Source organism: Akkermansia muciniphila, from assembly GCF_018709685.1.
Taxonomy (GTDB): domain Bacteria; phylum Verrucomicrobiota; class Verrucomicrobiia; order Verrucomicrobiales; family Akkermansiaceae; genus Akkermansia; species Akkermansia muciniphila_E.
In genome coordinates this window covers 64467-82146 of record NZ_JABDHQ010000002.1, presented here as the reverse complement: position 1 = coordinate 82146, position 17680 = coordinate 64467, and the positions used below count along the sequence as shown (strand labels likewise).

13 protein-coding genes are annotated in these 17680 nt (G+C 60.9%); 10 read left to right on the top strand and 3 right to left on the bottom strand.

The genetic code is table 11. From position 1 onward, the window contains the following. The first annotated feature begins 41 nt into the window (after nt 1–41). The 5 genes from ftsH to HHJ06_RS01830 all read left to right on the top strand — a co-directional run bounded on the left by ftsH (nt 42) and on the right by HHJ06_RS01830 (nt 6863). Nucleotides 42–2465 carry an ATP-dependent zinc metalloprotease FtsH gene (ftsH, locus tag HHJ06_RS01850; RefSeq protein ID WP_251841374.1) on the top strand — a complete coding sequence of 808 codons (2424 nt, stop codon included), beginning with the start codon at nt 42–44 and terminating at the stop codon, nt 2463–2465. A 6-nt stretch (nt 2466–2471) separates the two neighbouring features. After that, on the top strand, nt 2472–2837 hold the full coding sequence (rsfS, locus tag HHJ06_RS01845; RefSeq protein WP_251841373.1) for a ribosome silencing factor: 366 nt from the start codon (nt 2472–2474) through the stop codon (nt 2835–2837). Between the two features lie 143 nt (nt 2838–2980). Beyond that, nucleotides 2981–5482: a DNA mismatch repair protein MutS gene (mutS, locus tag HHJ06_RS01840; RefSeq protein ID WP_286010578.1), complete on the top strand. Its 2502-nt coding sequence runs from the start codon at nt 2981–2983 to the stop codon at nt 5480–5482. Between the two features lies 1 nt (nt 5483). Further along, on the top strand, nt 5484–6077 hold the full coding sequence (locus tag HHJ06_RS01835) for a 3'-5' exonuclease (protein ID WP_215427090.1): 594 nt from the start codon (nt 5484–5486) through the stop codon (nt 6075–6077). Between the two features lie 54 nt (nt 6078–6131). Further along, nucleotides 6132–6863, top strand: coding sequence for a GDSL-type esterase/lipase family protein (locus HHJ06_RS01830; protein WP_215427089.1), 732 nt, complete (start codon nt 6132–6134; stop codon nt 6861–6863). Nucleotides 6864–6905: 42 nt separating this feature from the next. Here the strand turns inward: HHJ06_RS01830 and HHJ06_RS01825 are convergent, their stop codons facing one another. After that, nucleotides 6906–9221, bottom strand: coding sequence for a protein-disulfide reductase DsbD family protein (locus HHJ06_RS01825; protein WP_215427088.1), 2316 nt, complete (start codon nt 9219–9221; stop codon nt 6906–6908). Nucleotides 9222–9301: 80 nt separating this feature from the next. Here HHJ06_RS01825 and HHJ06_RS01820 point away from each other — a divergent pair, with 80 nt between their 5' ends. After that, nucleotides 9302–9709, top strand: a complete 408-nt coding sequence (locus tag HHJ06_RS01820; protein ID WP_215427087.1) for an OsmC family protein — start codon at nt 9302–9304, stop codon at nt 9707–9709. 174 nt (nt 9710–9883) lie between these two features. Beyond that, nucleotides 9884–10303: a hypothetical protein gene (locus HHJ06_RS01815; RefSeq protein WP_215427086.1), complete on the top strand. Its 420-nt coding sequence runs from the start codon at nt 9884–9886 to the stop codon at nt 10301–10303. A 12-nt stretch (nt 10304–10315) separates the two neighbouring features. Here the strand turns inward: HHJ06_RS01815 and HHJ06_RS01810 are convergent, their stop codons facing one another. Together HHJ06_RS01810 and HHJ06_RS01805 are read right to left on the bottom strand one after the other, a co-directional pair. Continuing rightward, on the bottom strand, nt 10316–10783 hold the full coding sequence (locus HHJ06_RS01810) for a deoxycytidylate deaminase (protein ID WP_215427085.1): 468 nt from the start codon (nt 10781–10783) through the stop codon (nt 10316–10318). Continuing rightward, the gene (locus HHJ06_RS01805; protein WP_215427084.1) at nt 10773–13385 is read right to left on the bottom strand and encodes an MFS transporter; all 2613 of its coding nucleotides are present in this window, start codon (nt 13383–13385) and stop codon (nt 10773–10775) included. Before HHJ06_RS01805 ends, HHJ06_RS01810 begins: the two co-directional genes overlap by 11 nt. A gap of 427 nt (nt 13386–13812) precedes the next feature. Here HHJ06_RS01805 and HHJ06_RS01800 point away from each other — a divergent pair, with 427 nt between their 5' ends. The 3 genes from HHJ06_RS01800 (at nt 13813) to HHJ06_RS01790 (ending at nt 17680) form a co-directional block, all read left to right on the top strand. Next, complete coding sequence (locus tag HHJ06_RS01800; RefSeq protein WP_215427083.1) at nt 13813–14370, top strand: hypothetical protein; 558 nt, start codon at nt 13813–13815, stop codon at nt 14368–14370. Between the two features lie 83 nt (nt 14371–14453). Continuing rightward, entirely contained in the window at nt 14454–15341 is an 888-nt protein-coding gene (locus HHJ06_RS01795; protein WP_215427082.1) for a prephenate dehydrogenase, read from the top strand. 119 nt (nt 15342–15460) lie between these two features. Continuing rightward, nucleotides 15461–17680, top strand: a complete 2220-nt coding sequence (locus HHJ06_RS01790) for a TonB-dependent receptor (protein ID WP_215427081.1) — start codon at nt 15461–15463, stop codon at nt 17678–17680.

The following is a 17680-nucleotide window of genomic DNA, read 5'->3' as shown; positions in this document are numbered from 1 at the left end:
CATGCCGCCCGATTCATTAACTTCTGTGTGCTAACCACATTATGTCTGACAGAAAGCCTCCCATTCCACCCCGCCCCCCTAAATTTCCCGGCTCCGGGAAGCCCGAATCCCCCAACTGGGGCGTGTGGGTCATGGTTCTGCTCATTGTAGGCGTCCTTGCGTTTGGTTTTTTCACCCCTGAATCCTTTGGACTGGGGCCCCGCAAGGAAAGCCTGGAATCCTTTGAAGCCCAGTACAAGGCGGGCCGCGTGGTCCTGAACGATCCGAAGGCCCCCGTGGAGGTGGTCCTGAATGAAAACGGTTCTGAAGGCGTGATTCACGCGCTGGTTTACAAGAAGGACATCCAGCCGAAGGTGGAAATGAAACCCTTCGTGCTGTCCTATTCCATGTCCCTGCCGGACCGTGACAAGCCTCTGCTGAATGAACTCTCCGGCTACAGGGTGGCGGAAAGCCTGGACCGGACCGTGGAAGGGAAAAATGTCTCCATCATTCCTGAAGGAGCGCAGAAGCTTTCCGTGCCGGAATTCAACCGCCTGGCCATGGAAGGACGCATTGCGGGCGGTACGGACGGCCTTGTCCTGGCGGAAGACGGCAACCAGAATGTGCTGGTGGGGCAGATTGTCACCCGCGTCTGGCCTGCGGCCACGGGGGACGCCTCCGTGGACAAGCAGCGCTTTGAACGGGTGGAGGTCCCCTTTACCCTGGAATTCCAGGGAGAGCGCGTCAAGCAGCTGCTGGGGCCGGATACCAAGTTCAAGCGTGAATCCGGCTCCTGGGGCGGCATTCTGCTGAACCTGCTGCCCATCGTGCTGATTCTGGTGATTCTCTTCTTCATGTTCCGCGCGCAGAGCGGCGGCGCCAGGGGGGCCATGAGCTTCGGCAAGAGCCGTGCGCGCCTCATTGCGCCGGACAAGAACAAGGTGACGTTCAAGGACGTGGCCGGCATCAGCGAGGCCAAGGAGGAAGTATGGGAACTGGTGGAATTCCTGCGCAATCCGGAAAAGTTCCGTGAACTGGGCGCCACCATTCCCCGCGGCGTGCTGATGGTGGGTTCTCCCGGTACGGGCAAGACCCTGCTGGCCCGCGCCATTGCCGGGGAATCCAACGCCTCCTTTTACTCCATCAGCGGTTCCGACTTTGTGGAAATGTTCGTGGGCGTGGGCGCCAGCCGCGTGCGCGATATGTTTGAACAGGCCAAGAGAACGGCCCCCAGCCTGATTTTCATTGATGAAATTGACGCCGTGGGCCGCCAGCGCGGCTACGGCATGGGCGGCGGCAATGACGAACGGGAACAGACGCTGAACGCCCTGCTGGTGGAAATGGACGGTTTTGAAAACAATGCCAACGTGATCGTAATTGCGGCCACCAACCGCGCGGACATCCTGGACCCGGCCCTGCTGCGTCCGGGCCGCTTTGACCGGCAGGTGGTGGTGAACCTCCCGGACGTCCGGGGGCGGGAACAAATCCTGCAAGTGCACGCCAAGAAGGTGAAAATGGCCCCGGGAGTCAGTTTTGAGAGGATTGCCCGCGGCACGTCCGGCTTCTCCGGCGCCCAGCTGGCCAACCTGATCAATGAGGCCGCCCTGCTGGCCGCCCGCAAGGGATTGAAGGAGATTACGGAAGCGGAACTGGAGGAAGCCCGCGACAAGGTTAACTGGGGCCGTGAACGCCGCAGCCTGGCCATCAATGAACGCGGGCGCCGCATCACTGCCGTGCATGAGGCGGGCCATGCCATCTGCCTGCTGAAAACCCCGCACAGCGAACCCCTGCACCGGGTGACCATCGTTCCCCGCGGGGGCGCCCTGGGCATGACCATGTGGCTGCCGGCGGATGACAAGATGCACCAGCTCCGGTCGGAGATGCTTGACCAGCTTGTCGTGGCGATGGGCGGGCGCTGCGCTGAACAGATCGTGTTCGGCGATGTGACCAGCGGCGCTACGGGAGACATCAAGAGCGCCACCAGCCTGGCGCGCCGCATGGTGTGCGAATTCGGCATGAGTGAAAAGCTGGGCCTGATCGAATACGGCGAGCACCAGGGAGAAGTTTACATCGCCCGCGACCTGGGCACGCGTTCCCGCAACTATTCGGAATCCACGGCGGAGCTGATTGACTCGGAAGTCCGCTTCCTGGTGGACAGCGCCTATGAGCGCGCCATGACCATCCTGACGGAAAACCGGGACAAGCTGGATATTCTGACGGAAGCCCTGATGGAGTTTGAAACGCTGGAAGGCTCCCAGGTCATGGACATTCTGGAGTACGGGGAAATGAAAAATCCCCCCGCCAAGGTGGTTCCTCCCCCCATGCCTTCCGATGTGGAAGAGCAGGACGGCCCGAAGGGAGACTCCGGAAAGGAGCCCGTGAAAACCGCTGAGGAAGGGAAGAAGGAGAACAAGCCGGGGGAACAGGACCCCTTTTCCTACAATCCCGTGGAGGAGTACGGCAAGGACGGGGAAGAAAAGAAGTAATTTAACATGGAAAAAATCAATATGGTAGCCAACGATGCGATGGAATTGGCCAGGATGTGCGCCCGCGCCGCGGATGAAGCCAAGGCTGAACATGTGAAGGTGTACGACCTGCGCGGCATGTCTTCCCTGACGGATTTCATGGTGGTGTGCACGGGCTTGTCCGTCCCCCACCTGCGCGCCGTCATCCGGGGCGTGGAGGAAGACGTTCAGGAAAAAACGGGAGTCCTTCCCACCTATGTGGAAGACACGCCCGTGGCGCTGTGGTCCGTGGTGGACTACATTGACGTGATGGTCCACATCATGGGGCAGGAGACGCGTGAGTTTTATGGAATGGACACCCTGTGGAAGGATGCCCCCGTGGTGGAATATTAATCCATTGTGATCCGGTTTTTCCCGCCGCGCCGCTGCCTGCCAGCGGCGCGGCTTTTTTGTTTTCCGGCCGCTCCTGGATTGGTTCTAACAAGATTCCAATCTTGCCTTGGGGACGGAACCGGATTACTCTTTCACCGTCATTTATGAGTAATTCCGGACCTACCGCAACGCCGATGATGGAGCAGTACCTTCGCATGAAGAAGGGTTTGCCGGAAGACGTCCTGCTGTTTTTCCGGATGGGGGACTTTTATGAGATGTTCTTTGAGGACGCCAAGGATGCGTCCTCCCTGCTGGGCCTGACGCTGACCAAGCGGCACGGTATTCCGATGTGCGGGGTTCCCCATCACAGCGCGGAAGGGTACATCGGGCGCCTGGTGAAGGATGGCAAGCGCGTAGCCATTGCGGAACAGACCACCCTGCCTCAGCCGGGCAAACTGGTGGAGCGGGAGATCACCCGCGTGATTTCCGCCGGGACCCTGGCGGACATGAACCTGCTGGACTCCTCCCGCCACAATTACATCGTGGCCCTGTACAAGGATAAAAAACACTTCGGCCTGGCGTGCGTGGACCACACCACGGGGGAATTCTCCGTGGCCCAGTTTGAGCACATGGACCTGCTTCTGGATGAACTGTCCCGCATTAATCCTTCCGAACTCCTGGTCAGCGACGAGCAGACGGAGTGTTTTCCCGGCGCCCATCCCACGCTTTATTACGACGGGTACACGTTCCTTCCTTCCACGGCCATTCCCAATCTGCTGGGCCATTTCCGGGTTCATTCCCTCGACGGCTTCGGCTGCGCGGAGATGACCGCCGCCCTGGGCGCGTCCGGCGCGGTGCTTCATTATCTGGGCTACCAGCTTCGGCGTCCCACGGATCATTTGCGCCGCATTTCCGTGCGCGCCACGGAGAACGCCGTGCTGATTGACCAGGCCAGCCAGAGGAACCTGGACCTGGTGGATTCCCGCGGCGGCGTGAAGCTTTCCCTGCTGGGAACCCTGGACAGGACGAGCACGCCGATGGGCGCGCGCAAGCTCCGGGACTGGCTGCTCCACCCCCTGTGCGATCTGGAAAAGCTCCAGGCGCGGCAGGAGATGATCGCCGTTTTATTGGAGGAGCCGTACCTGATGAGCAAGCTCCGTGAGAGCCTGAAAAACGTCCGGGACATGGAGCGGCTGACGGGCCGCATTTCCCAGGGCGCGGGGAACGCCCGGGACCTCCAGGCGCTGGCCTCCTCCCTGGGCCGCATTCCCGCGCTCAGGGACGATCTGGAATCCCTGCCCGGAGGCGGGGTGATGCTGGAAAGCATCCGTTCCCGCATGGGCTGCTTTGATGAGCTGGTGGACCTGCTCCAGCGCGCCCTGGTGGATGAACCGCCCGTCACGATCAAGGAGGGCGGCATCATCCGGGAAGGGTATCACGCCGGGCTGGATGAACTGCGCCTGGCCTCCCGCGACGGGAAGGACTGGCTGGCCCGGCTTCAGGAGAAGGAGCGCAAGCGCACGGGCATTGATTCCCTGAAAATCCGCTTCAACAACGTCTTCGGCTACTACATTGAGGTGACGAAGAGCCATTACGACAAGGTACCCCCGGATTACCAGCGCAAGCAGACGCTGGTGAACGCGGAGCGCTTCGTCACCCCGGAACTCAAGCAGATGGAGAATACCATCCTGGGGGCGGACGAGCGTTCCCGCCAGGTGGAGTATGAACAGTTTCTCCTGCTGAGGGAGGAAGTGGGGCGCCACATTGACGGCATCCAGATTACGGCGGACGCCATGGCTGACCTGGACGTGCTGCTGGGGCTGGCGGAGGGAGCCCAGCAGTATCAATACTGCCGTCCCGTGCTGGACAATTCCATGACCCTGCGCATTGTCAACGGCCGCCATCCCGTCATTGAACAGAATGTTTCCGGCGACGCGTTCGTTCCCAATGACGCCTTTCTGGAACCGGAGGAAAGCCGCCTCATTCTGCTGACCGGGCCCAACATGGCGGGCAAGAGCACCTATATCCGCCAGGTGGCCCTGATTACGCTGATGGCCCAGATCGGGGCCTATGTTCCGGCGGAGTCCGCTCACATCGGCCTGGTGGACCGTATTTTCTGCCGCGTGGGGGCCAGTGACGACCTGGCGCGCGGGCAATCCACCTTCATGGTGGAGATGAGTGAAACTTCCCTGATTCTGAATAACGCCACGGAACGCTCCCTGATCATTCTGGATGAAATAGGGCGCGGAACCGCCACCTTTGACGGTCTTTCCATTGCGTGGGCCGTTGCGGAGTACCTGCATGACGAGCTGAAGTCCCGCACCCTGTTCGCCACGCATTACCATGAACTGACGGATCTGGCCCGTTCCCGGGCCGGGGTGCAGAATTACAACGTGGCCGTGCGGGAATGGAAGGAAGAGATCGTGTTCCTGCGCAAGATCGTGGAGGGCGCAGCGGACAAGTCCTACGGCATCCAGGTGGCCCGCCTGGCGGGCATGCCGGCCGTCATTGTGGACCGCGCCAAGACCATCCTGTCCCATCTGGAGATGAATTCCACGCGCCCCCGGAGGAAGGAGCGCGCGCGCCTGGCGGAACCCAGAGCCAAGAATACGGACATGGATGACGACATGCCCACGGGGGAATACGCCCAGCTGGAGTTGTTCTGATATGCCGCTGACCGCAGACATGATCGGCGGCCTGCGCTTTGCCGCCATTGATTTTGAATCCGCCGGGGCGGCCCGCGGAGAGACTGACCAGCCCGTGCAGATAGGCATTGCCGCATGCGCATCCCTGGAAGGGAAGCCGGAATTGTGGACGTCCTACATTGCCACGGACAAGCCCGTCCTGTGGTCCGCTTCCCAGGTGCACGGCATCACCACGGAGATGCTGGCGGATGCCCCGTCCTTTCCGTCCCTCTGGACGGATATCCGTTCCCGGCTGGGGGGCGCCGTGGTGGTGGGCCATAATCCCGCCACGGAGCGCAAGTTCCTGCGGCGTTTTCCGGGGCACGGCTTCGGTCCGTGGCTGGATACCCTGGCCCTGGGGAAGATGTGCGTGCCGGGCCTGCCGGATTACTCCCTCTCCACCCTGTGTGATGCCCTGGGGCTGACCTCCTCCGTGGATGCGCTGCTTCCCGGCCGCCGGTGGCATGACGCGCTGTATGATGCGCTGGGCAGCCTGCTGGTCGTCCGGTTCCTGGTGCGGGAACTGAAGCTGTCCGCCCAGCCTCTGGAAGTGCTGGGCAAGGCGGTGGGGAAATAATTTTCCATTTTTCCCGGAAAGGCTGGTGCGTCGTCCATGCGTATTACAGGGAAGATGAAAGCTCCCGTTTTTCTTGCCGCTCTCCTGTTCCTGCTCCTTTCTTCCGTTTTTGCGGAGAAGTCCCCGGAAAAGGTGGTTCCGGACCCCCCGGATGTCCCCAAAATGAATACGCAGCATTGGGTCCCGGCCCGTTACAAGGTGGTCCGGGAGCAGTTGCTGGGGAAGGAATGCGGCGTCTTGTTCGTGGGGGATTCCATCACGCAGGGCTGGGAACGGGAAGGTGCGGAATATTGGAAGAAGCTGTTCCTGCCGATGAAGGCTGTCAACTTCGGCGTCAGCGGAGACAGGACGGAAAGCATGCTGTGGCGCATGGAGGATACGGGGCTGGCGGTCAGGACTCCTCCGCGTTACTGCGTTCTGCTGGCCGGGACGAACAACATCGGCCTGTGGGAGGGAAAGCAGCCTGCGGAAGAAACGGTGAAGGGCATCCGGGAGGTGGCCGTGCGCCTGCTGAAGAAATTCCCGGAAACCCGTCTGGTTCTGATGGAGGTGACGCCTTACGGCCCCGACCCTTCAGCCCCTCTGCGCAAGCGGCAGGAGGAAATCAATGAACGCCTGCGCCGTCTGAATCTGCCCCGGACCACCGTTCTTTCCATCAATGGCCGCCTGCTGAATGCGGACGGGACGTTCCGGGAAGGAATGTTCCGGGACAAGGTCCATCTGACGCCCAAAGGCTACCAGGTCTGGGCGGAAGCCCTGCTGCCTCTTCTGGACCGTAAAGGCTGAACCTTTCCGTGGTCGGCATCTGCCTGCGGAGGGAGGCCCTGGTCAGCGGTTCATTTCCGTTTCCAGGAATTCCAGCAGGTAGGACGGGGACAGGAGCTCCCGGGTGACGATGGGCTTTTTGCCCGGCAGGTACAGGGCGTTCACGGGAACCGCCGTGCGGCCCAGGTTTTTGAGCTCCTGGTCAATGGCCGGGTTTGTTCGGGTCTTGTCCGCCTTCATCATGACGATGCCGTATTTCTTGAAGGCGGCCAGCACTTCATCCGTGTAGGACGCCTTGTTCACCTGGCAGGTGGAGCACCACCGGGCCGTGAAGTCCACATAAACGGGCTTCCCTTCGTTCAGGGCCGCCTGCATGGCTTCCGGGCTCCACGGGGTCCACACGCTCCCTTCCGCCTGATGGGCGGGAGCTGTAGCTGCGGAGGAATCCGCCGCTCCGGCTTCCCCTCCGCGGCCGAACCAGGCGGCCCCTTCCGGAGGAAGCATGTAGTACAGGCCGGCCAGCAGGAAAATCACGGAGAAGACGCCCCCCGTGATGCGGGATTTCCGGCTGCGGTACATGGGGCACCATCTGCCGTACACCCAGAAGGCCATGGAGAACAGCACCAGGCCGAAGAACAGGAACAGGATGTCCTGCGGATGGTTGTCCGCGTCAAAGAACGCAATGTAGATCCACAGGAAATAGGCGGCGGTGCCGAACATCAGGAAGGACATGGACTGCTTGAAGGATTCCATCCACGCTCCCGGTTTGGGCAGGTATTTGGTCAGGACGGGGAAGGCGCCCAGAATGATGTAGGGCAGGGACATCCCCAGGCCCATCATGGTCAGGCAGAGCACGATGCCCAGCGGCGGCTGGAGCATGGCCGCGCCGATGGCCTGTCCCAGGAACGGCGCGCTGCATGGGGTGGAAATGACCGTAGCCAGGGCGCCGGACCAGAAGGAGCCGGCATAGCCCTTCTGGTGCTGGAGGTCGTTGCCCATGGTGGTGGCCTTCACGCCTATTTCAAAGACGCCGAACATGCTCAGCCCCATGGCGAGCATCAGGCCCAGCAGGCAGAAGTTCACCCAGGGGTTTTCAAACCAGAAGGCCCAGTTGACCACGCCTTCCGCGCCGTGGCCCAGCCAGAAGTCACTGCTGAAAATGCCGGGTCCCGCGGGCGCGCTCCAGTCAAACATGTTTGCTTTCAGGGCAATCAGGATGGCCGTGATGACCCAGAAGGAGATCAGGATGCCCAGGACGAAGGTCAGGGAGTGGGCCAGCACTTTCTTCCGTTCGCCCCCGCCCAGCTGGACGAAGCTCATGATCTTGAGGCCAATCACCGGGAAGACGCACGGCATCACGTTCAGGATAATGCCGCCGATAAACATGAAAAACATGATTTCCCCCAGCCCCATCAGCGGCGGCGCGGGAACGAGGCCGGGAGATGCGGCGGGCGTTTCCATTCCTGTCATTGCCGCCTGTGCCCCCTCAGAAAAGGGGCGGGTGTCCGCCGTGATATTGACGCCTTCCTTTCCGGCGCGCAGGATGCCGGAGAGGACGGCCAGCGGCTTTCCCTTGCCTGCGTCCGGCAGGTTGTTGGGGTACAGGCCGTCCGTGGTGTCATTGTACTGCATGGACAACTCGTAATTGGAGCCGTCCAGCTTCTTGAAGGTCTGGGGCGTGGTGGGGTTGATTTCCCCTTCGTTGCAGAAAAAGTAGACGGAATCTTCCGGGAGCAGCTGTCCGTTTGTCCTGAGGTGCAGGGTGACGGTCTTCCCCTCCTGGGAAATGCGGGCTTTCAGCCCTTCCGCCCAGGCGGGAGTGGAAAGCCCCACGAGGCCGCCCGTCAGCCCGTCCGCATCGGGGGCAGCCTGGCCGTCTCCGCGTTTCAGCGTAACGCTGAAGTCTTTTGTTTCCGGAGCGGCGCACTGTTCCGCGCACATTTGCCACGTCATGGTGGTGGTGAAGGTGGCCTCCGCAGGGGCGTCCTTCTCCGGAGTCACGCGGAAGGCCATTTTTGCCGTTCCGCTATAACCGTAAAAATCCACGATCCCTTTTCCCAGTTCCGGGACTTGCCAGAAGGGGCCCTCCACCCGGAAGCCGGGCACAGGTTTAAGCGCCGCTTCCATGGGAAGGCCTACGGTTCCCGGATTCCTGTAATAAACGTGCCAGTGGTCCGGCAGCGCCAGTTCCGCCACGATGACGAAGGGAGCTTCACCATAGGACGTGACGGTAGCCTTGGAAGTTCCGGAAGCCTGGGGGGACCCGGAATCTCCCGCGCCGCCAAAGCCCATGGCCCCGAAGTCCTGTGCCGCTCCCGTACTGCAAACCCCGGCAAAAATACCCAGGGAAACGGCTGCGGCTTTCAAAAAGGTTCTCATGACAAGCAGAGAACCATAAACAAGGGGGGGATTCAATGTTTGTGTGTTGCATGGTGCGGCGGCTTGTATAAAATACGGTCATGGTAAAAACTAAAACGACGTACGAGGGCGGCCTCCGCTGCTCCATGGTTCACGAACCTTCCGGGGCCACGTTCTCCACGGATGCCCCCGTGGATAACAATGGCAAGGGGGAATCCTTCTCCCCCACGGACCTTGTGGGCGCGGCCCTGGCAGGCTGCATGAGCACGATCATGGGCATCGTGGCCGCGCGCAAGGGCCTTAAGCTGGAAGGCATGACAGTGGAAGTGGGCAAGCACATGAACGCGGAACCCCGCCGCATCGGAAAGCTGGAAGTAGTGATCACCGTGCCCCTTCCTGCGGATCATCCGGACAGGAAGATGCTGGAGCAGGCCGCGCTGAGCTGCCCCGTGAAGCACAGCCTGCATCCCGACATTGAAATCCCCATCACCTGGAACTGGGTTGGTTGACGGCCATCCGTGTTTTCTTGAGGCCGCCTGTGAAAACAGGCGGTTTTTTTATAAGATGAAAAAATGTTGGAAAAATGAGATAATAGTTGAGTAAACTTGACTTGTGTTTTTCTGTTGTGCATTTTCCCGGGCATGAAGAAGTTTTTTTCTGTCCTGTTTTTGCTTCCTGTGCCGATGGTTGGGCTCTTGTCCGGATGCGGGGGAGGTTCGGGAAAATCCGGAGATGACGGGAATGTTTCCCTGAGCGGGCAGCAGGTGAGCCTGTTTGAGGGCGGAACCATGCTGTACAGGCTCCAGTTCGGCGCGCAGGATGCGGACGTCATCAGGATGGAGACGAGAACCGTGTATGATGGAGTTTACACGTACCGGTTCAATGAAGGCGCCAATTCCGGCGTTCTGAATATTTCCCCGGCTTCAAACAGCGTCGCCGCGTGCTCCATGAGGGATGTGAATATTTCCTTTGACGATTCTGGAAGGGATGCGGGCGTGGTTGTTTCAGGAACCATCACGGAAACCGGGCCCGATCTGGACTTCTCCATTGACGGCGTTCCCCGCCCCATGGCCGGATGGACCTGCCGCGTGCACCGGGATTAGCCTCCCGGAGGCTCAACAGTCCAGAACAAGGGGGAAGTGGCGGCTGAGCGGGTAATCCGTGACCTGGATCAGTTCCACGCCGTAAAGGCTGGCAATGGCGGGAGCCTCTGATTTTTCATACGGCTCGCAGTAATAGATGGTTTTCACGCCGTGGGCGCACAGGGCCTGCATGCATGAGGTGCAGGGCATCGTGGTGCATGCCACCACCCTGGCTTCCCCCCTCCGGAACAGGCTGCACAGGTTGATTTCCGCGTGCAGCATGTACTTCTGGCGTTCATCCCGGCTGGCCCAGAAGGTGTCCTGCGCCTTGAATCCGGGATACAGGCCGTTGTAGGCGGTGCCGATCACGCGGTTGTCCGCGTCCAGGGCGGCGGCCCCCACCTTGCGGTACGGGTCTTCCGAGCGCAGCGCGGCCGCATGCGCCAGCGTCATTACATACTGCGGGATGGGGAGGCGGGAGGGAGAGGTGCTATTGCTCATGGTTGGAAGATTGGAGTTCCGCCAGGAATCCGGATTCGTCCAGATACAGGTTGGGCGGCAGGGAATAAGGGGTGGGGAGCGTTGTCCCGGCGATGACGTTGGACAGGGGGGGCTTCAGGTAGAAGCCGGGCAGCAGGCGTCCTCTGGTTCTGGCCCTCATGCCGAGCTGCACGGTGCCGTCATCCAGCTTGAAGACGCTTCTCTTCATGGACATGGCCAGGATGATGCCGCGGTCCGTGGCGAAGCAGGGACGCCACCCGATGTTGGGAAGCACCAGGTCCCCGGAGCCGCTGAAATCATAAAACGGCGTCCGCGTTTCCGGCACCAGGCCGTACAGCCTGCGGCGCAGGAAATCGGAGCCCGCCACCTGCTTGATGCCTTCCGGCATGCTGTGGTCCGTGTCTCCAATGAGGTATACGGGGGTGCTGGTGAGGATGGGCCACAGAACGGAAGCCACCGTCTCATGCACCTCGTCATGCCCCACGCTGGTCAGCAGCAGTTCACGGGGCTGGAGGGAGTTCACGCGTTCCAGCTGCTGGGCGTTCATCCAGAAATCGCACAGGCGGCTCTGGGAGCGGGAGCTGTCCAGCAGGTTGGCCAGCCATTTCCTGAGTTCCGGATGTTCCGCGTCCACGGTGTCGTTCATCAGGCACTCCGCAATTTCATACCCGGTGAGCCGTGCGTTTTTAGCGATGACCAGCGGCTTGTGGGCGATGCGTTCCAGGTGGTTCAGGATGGTGTCCCGGCCGATGCTGGCGGCAATTTCCAGGCAGGTGGAGGAAAGTTCCCGCAGGGTGTTGATGACGATGCGGGGGTTGACGGCTTCAGGCGCAATGGGTTCTCCGATGGCCGCGGTGAAGCGGTAGGGAATGCGGAGGGGGGCCTTGGAGAAAAAGCGGTTGCCGGAGTAGGAGAAGATGCTCCCCCACAGCTCGTCCATGTAAATGGGGACGATGGGGCAGCTTGATTTTTTGGCCAGCATTTCCAGGCCCTTGCGCGCCGCGCAGAGGGTGCCCGTGCGGGTAAGCTGGCCTTCCGGGAAGATGCAGATCACTTCCCCGGCCTTGAGGGCCTGGATGGCCTTGGACAGCGCTTCACGGGGGTTCCGGGAGGAAATGGGGAGGCAGTTGAAGAGTTCCAGAATCCAGCCGAGCCAGCGGATGGCTACGAACTCCTCCGCCACGATGAAGCGGATGGGGCGCGGGCAGATGAGGGAAAGGAAGAGCGCGTCCCCGTAAGTGACGTGGTTGGAAACGATGATGGCTCCCCCGTCCTCCGGGATGCGGTCCTGGTGGATGATGCGGGAGCGGTACACGATGCGCATGATCCACAGGCCCATCATGCGGATGAATTCACGGGGAATGAGGCGGAACGCCACAATCGTGATGCCCGCGCCCAGGGCCGCCAGCACCCAGAACTGGTTCTGGATGGAGAAGATGTTCCTCAGCATGAGCTGGACGCCGACGGCCACCAGGCCCATCAGGCAGTCCATCAGGTTGCCTGCGGCAATGACCGTGCTGCGGTTGGATGGGTCGCAATTGTCCTGAAGGTGGGCGTTCAGCGGCACCAGGTATGCGGCGGCAAAGGCCCCCGTGATGCCGAATCCGATGTTGCTGGGCAGGGAGCCGGGAGCGAAGAAGGACATGAAAATGCAGCCGATCGTGAACCCGATGGCGCCCAGGGGGATGAGCCCCAGTTCAATTTTCTTGCGGCAGATGATGGAGGCGATCACGCCGCCTACCACGGTGCCGCCGCTGAGCCACGCCATGAGGATGGCCGCGGACATGCTGAAGCCTGTGCCGTCAATCGGATGCTCCTGGGCGATTTGCAGGGAGATCAGCATCAGGGCCCCGGCCAGGAACCAGAAGTAGGAGACGCCTATTTCACTCAGCCGCAGGTCGCGCTGGCTCCACAGGTACTTGAGCTGCACGAAGTGCTCGTAAAATAGCTTCCATTCGAATTTCCGGGTCTGGTTGGCCGGATACCGGGGGAGGGACAGGGCCGCGATGGCTACCGGAACGGCGATGCAGGTGAGGATGAGCGTGGGGAAGGCGGCCGCTTCCCAGCCGTCATTGGAGGAGACTTGCAGGATGTCGAACCAGACGAAAATGCCGATCTGGGCCGCCAGCATGGACAGGATCAGGCTCATTTCCATCAGGCCGGAGGCATAGCCCAATTGCCGGGAGCCCACCATGTCCTTGACCACCCCCTTTTTTGCCGGGCTCAGGATGGTTGCCTGGACGGAAAAGACGCAGAACCAGAAAACGGCCATTTCAATATTCTCATACTTGTAACACAGGAACATGGCCCCCAGCACCAGGATCTGGAGGAAGGACATGAACTGGATGATGCGCGCCTTGCAGAAGCAGTCCGCCAGCCAGCCGACGAAGGGGGAGAACAGGATATAGGGCAGTACGAAGATGCAGGCCAGAATGTACTGGAGGGAGTTGACCCAGGAATCCGGTCCGTACACGGCGCTGTTGGCGGCCAGCCAGACGCCCAGGGGAATCAGCAGGAACTGGGCGGCTTTTTCATTAAAGGCGTTCTGGGCTTGAATGAGAATCAGGGAATAAAACCCCCTCCATTCTTTTTTTGAGGGCATTTTTTTCTTAGATGTCTGTACGTCATCCATGTGGGCGGATTGTAGCAGATCACAGGGGGTAGGGAAGGATAATCTGTTTCCGCAGGGCGGGGCCGGAGCGTGCCCTGATGGGGCTGGAGAGGCCGGGAAACCACGGGATGGGAACAGGGCGGCTTCCATGGGGGACAGGATGGACAGCAAGAGGACAGGGGGGCATCATCTGCTCCCTCCGCCTGTCCGGACCGGGCTATTACGGGTTATTTCCCCGCTTTTTCCGGTGAAAAAGGCATTCCGCCGGCAGCAAGCCCCATGCGGCTTTGCGCAAATGCGCCGCCAGGGACCGGAGAATCCTTGTCATGAAGCGGTTCGGCAAACAGGCTTTATGGTTGACATGAGGGTGGGGGGCCGTAGGATGCTGGCAGAAAGCTATCACCCGAAGAGAGATTATATGAATACTTCCCAGACGATAGGCGTGCTGCTGGCCGCAGGCGCAATTCTTCTGCCTTCCTGTGAAACGGAACGCGTGAATGAACGCCCAATAGGCATTTATCCTACGGAAAATGTCTATCCGTCCGGCTCTGGCTCCCAGGGCAGCAGCCTGTTGAATGAGATTCAGCGTGAAAATTCTCTGGACCCGGCAGGGGGGCAGAATTCCGGCTTTAATCCGGATCCGGCCCAGACCAATTCCGGAACCATCGGCAATCTGGTGGGCGGCAGCAATAACATCACGCCGCCCGCGCCTGTCGTCCCGAAGCCCGTCATTCCCAATCCCGTGGGTGACACCTCCGGCTCCGGCATTGCCGCTCCCAGGCCCGTGGAGCCTTCCGCTCCCTCTTCCATTCCCGTGGCATGGCCTACGGCGGACCCCACCGTGGTGGTCAGCCCGTATGACCGCACCAAGAAGATCAAGATTCTGAACAGGAGCACCAACAAGCCCTATCCTTCCGGCACCGTGTTGCGCGACACCAACTTCCCGAATGAAGTCAAAAAGTTCCGCGTGCCCTGATGCAGCCGCCGCAGAACCATGATGTCCGCGCCCCTGAGCATCCCGCATGTTCCGGGGCGCTGACGTATCCGCCTGTGAAAACCATGAGCGAGCCTTCCCGCAAACAGCTTTCCTTTTCCTCCATCGCCATTCTCGGCCCCGGCCTTCTGGGCGGGTCCCTGGCGCTGGCCGTGAGGGCGCAGATGCCCCATGCCCACGTGCGCCTGTGGGGCAGGAGGGAGGAGCCATTGGAATACGCCCGGGCTTCCGGAGCGGCGCATCGCGCCTCCACGCGGATGGAGGAGGTGGTGGAAGGCGCGGACCTGGTCATACTCGCTACCCCGGTAGGCGTGATGGCGCTCCTGGTTCCCGGCCTGCTTCCCCTGCTGAAGCCGGGCGCCCTGGTGACGGACGTGGGTTCCGTGAAAGGCTGCGTTCACCAGGCCGTGGGTTCCGTCCTGACGGAAGCCGGAGTAGCGTTCATCGGCTCCCATCCCATGGCCGGCTCTGAAAAGCAGGGCATGGAGCATGCTACCGGAGAACTTTTCCGGGACGCCACCTGCATCCTGACGAATGACGAGCACGTGCATGAGGACATGCTGCTGCTGCTTCAGCGGTTCTGGGAGCGCGTGGGCTGCCATTGCATCCGGATGAAAGCGGCGGACCATGATTCTTCCGTAGCCCGTATTTCCCACATTCCGCATGCGTTGTCCGCCCTGTGCGTCCACGCCGCCCTGGACGCGGGGGATGTGGAGCGCCTGGGGCTGATTTCCGCCGGAGGGTTCCGGGACACCACCCGCGTTTCCATGGGGGAACCGTCCATGTGGGCGGAAATCCTGACGGAAAATGCCCCTGCCGTCCTGGACCGGCTGGATGCCGCGCTGTCCCAGCTGGGTGAGGTGCGGAACCGTCTGGCCTCCGGGGACAAGGAGGCGCTCCGGGAGTGGCTGAAAGCCGCGGCGGAGAGCCGCGCGCGCGCCCTTGGCCTGTAAGGGGCGCCGGGATTTTCCGCGGATGGATGTGCCTTGGCAGGAAGGGAGAAGGGTTTCCTGTTATCAAATTGTTAACAATCCGGGATGGACGGAGGTCCGTTCCTTTTTATACTTGCCCCATGCGTTTATCCAACACGAATACCCCCCGCCATCATCTCAAGGGGCGTGGACTGCACCGCGCCGCCGCCATCGGGAGCCTGCTGGTCCTTGGCCAGTCGGCCTATGCCGAGACAAAACCCGCCGCCGCAGAGGAGGGCGTTCAGGAAATGCCGGAACGCGTGATGACCATCCGTTCCAAGTCCCTGCGGGCGGAGACGGTCAGTTCCGCCACCCTCACGAACATGAAGACGGAGGAGGTGCCGCAGACGGTGAACGTCATTACGCGTGACCTGATGGATTCCAAGGGTTCCGATTCCCTGGTGGAGGCCCTGCGCATGGATTCCTCCGTCAATACGGGCGGGGACATGCTGCTGTCCCGCACGGCGGACCAGTACACCATCCGCGGTTTTGCGGGCAGCGACGTGCAGATAGGCAACATGCCTCTTCCCCGCGGCATGGGGTACGGCATGGATACGTCCCTGATTGAAAATATTGAAATTGTCAAAGGTCCCATCGGCTCCATTTCCGGCGGCCAGACCAGTACGCTCGGGGCATACGGCGCCGGAGGTTCCATCAACCTGATCCTGAAGGAGCCTGATTTCGTGGAACGGACGGAATTGACGGCTTACGCCCGCCTTTCCCACCACGGGCAGAAGTACCGCGCAACGATTGACGACACCCGGTACAGGGGGGATGAAACGGAGGGGTTTGCCCTGCGCACGGTGGTAGCCGCCGAGTATGAACGTCCGTTCTGGCTGAGCAACGGAGCCAACGGGGGCCAGAAGTACACGGTTTCCCCCATTTTCCGCTGGCAGCATGATTCCCGCACCAAGACGGTGCTGACGACCAGTTTCCAGTATCAGAATTCCCCGACGACCATGGGTATCCCCGTGCTGGGCGGCCACTTTGTGGGGCCTTATGACGCCTGGTACGGCTCTCCGAGCGGAAGACTCAATTCCAAATCCCTGCTGGCGATGCTGGACTTTGAACGCAAGCTGGAAAAGGTCTGGACGATCCGCATCGGCGGCGGCATGGGATACAGTGATGTGGACTACAATGTCTGGGGCATTTCTTCCTCCGCCGGACGGGGGATGAGCACGGAGGACTATTACAACGAGATGATCTCTTCCGGAAAGGCCAAGTATGAAGCCGCCTGGAGCGACGAGTGGAACATCAACTGGAATTTCTATTCCAACGCCCTGGCGGAGTTCAAGACCGGACAGGTGGGGCATGAAGCCCTGATGGGCGTCTCCTACACGGGGAGCAGCACCTATGGCGACGGTTCCAGCCTGGTGACGAACGCCACCGCGAATACGAACGGCTATTTCTCCCTGTATAATCCTCCGCCCTTTTTCCCGGCAGGGCGCGATTACTCCGGCGCCAACGCGACGGATACCGTGGTTCAGCGGGCGGGCCTTCTGCTCCAGGACGTTCTTAGTTATGGACAGTGGCGCTTCCTGGCCGGCGTGCGCGGTGACGCCCATTTCAGCCTGGACAATAATTACGCGTTTGCGTGGAGCCCCCGCTTCGGAGTTACCAGAATGTTCGGCGAACGCGTCGCGCTGTTCGCCAATGCGGCCCGGACTTCAGCCCCCAATTTCGGGTACCTGGATGAAAACGGCAAGGAACTGACCGATTCCTGGCGTACGGACCAGATGGAATTCGGCTTCCGGGTCAGCCCGGTGGACAAGGTATGGTTCTCCGCGTCCTGGTTTGACATTATCCAGAACAATACGCCCGTAGCCATAGACGGATATACCAACCGGTACTATTCGGACGGCTCCAAGAGGGCGGAGGGCGTGGAACTTTCCCTGAACGGGGAAATCACCAAGAACTGGAGTTCCTACCTTTCCTACACCTACACGCGGACCAAGAACCGGACCTCCGGGGAAGTGTATCCCACCATCGCTCCGAATGCGCTGGCCCTGTGGCAGAAGTACCGCATTGACGGCGGCCTGATGAACGGCACCGTGCTGGGCCTGGGCTACCGCTGCAAGGATTCCTACTACGCCACGTTCCGCGGCGCAAAGATTGCGGACAATTACACCATCCCCTCCTACAGCGTGTTTGACTTCACGGTGGAAATCCCCCTGCCGGAGAAATGGCTGAAGGACGCCACCCTGAGGCTGGCCGTGTACAACATCTTTGACAAGAAGTACGTGCAGTCCACCCGCCACGCCGTGCAGTGCACGGTGGGCGAGCCCCGCACGTTTGAAGTAGGCCTGAAGACCACCTTTTAA

Excerpts from the sequence above, each read along its gene's own strand:
- ftsH (WP_251841374.1), top strand. The coding sequence starts at position 42 with ATGTCTGACAGAAAGCCTCCCATTCCACCCCGCCCCCCTAAATTTCCC.
- rsfS (WP_251841373.1), top strand. The coding sequence starts at position 2,472 with ATGGAAAAAATCAATATGGTAGCCAACGATGCGATGGAATTGGCCAGG.
- mutS (WP_286010578.1), top strand. The coding sequence starts at position 2,981 with ATGAGTAATTCCGGACCTACCGCAACGCCGATGATGGAGCAGTACCTT.
- HHJ06_RS01835 (WP_215427090.1), top strand. The coding sequence starts at position 5,484 with ATGCCGCTGACCGCAGACATGATCGGCGGCCTGCGCTTTGCCGCCATT.
- HHJ06_RS01830 (WP_215427089.1), top strand. The coding sequence starts at position 6,132 with ATGAAAGCTCCCGTTTTTCTTGCCGCTCTCCTGTTCCTGCTCCTTTCT.
- HHJ06_RS01825 (WP_215427088.1), bottom strand. The coding sequence starts at position 9,221 with ATGAGAACCTTTTTGAAAGCCGCAGCCGTTTCCCTGGGTATTTTTGCC.
- HHJ06_RS01820 (WP_215427087.1), top strand. The coding sequence starts at position 9,302 with ATGGTAAAAACTAAAACGACGTACGAGGGCGGCCTCCGCTGCTCCATG.
- HHJ06_RS01815 (WP_215427086.1), top strand. The coding sequence starts at position 9,884 with ATGGTTGGGCTCTTGTCCGGATGCGGGGGAGGTTCGGGAAAATCCGGA.
- HHJ06_RS01810 (WP_215427085.1), bottom strand. The coding sequence starts at position 10,783 with ATGAGCAATAGCACCTCTCCCTCCCGCCTCCCCATCCCGCAGTATGTA.
- HHJ06_RS01805 (WP_215427084.1), bottom strand. The coding sequence starts at position 13,385 with ATGCCCTCAAAAAAAGAATGGAGGGGGTTTTATTCCCTGATTCTCATT.
- HHJ06_RS01800 (WP_215427083.1), top strand. The coding sequence starts at position 13,813 with ATGAATACTTCCCAGACGATAGGCGTGCTGCTGGCCGCAGGCGCAATT.
- HHJ06_RS01795 (WP_215427082.1), top strand. The coding sequence starts at position 14,454 with ATGAGCGAGCCTTCCCGCAAACAGCTTTCCTTTTCCTCCATCGCCATT.
- HHJ06_RS01790 (WP_215427081.1), top strand. The coding sequence starts at position 15,461 with ATGCGTTTATCCAACACGAATACCCCCCGCCATCATCTCAAGGGGCGT.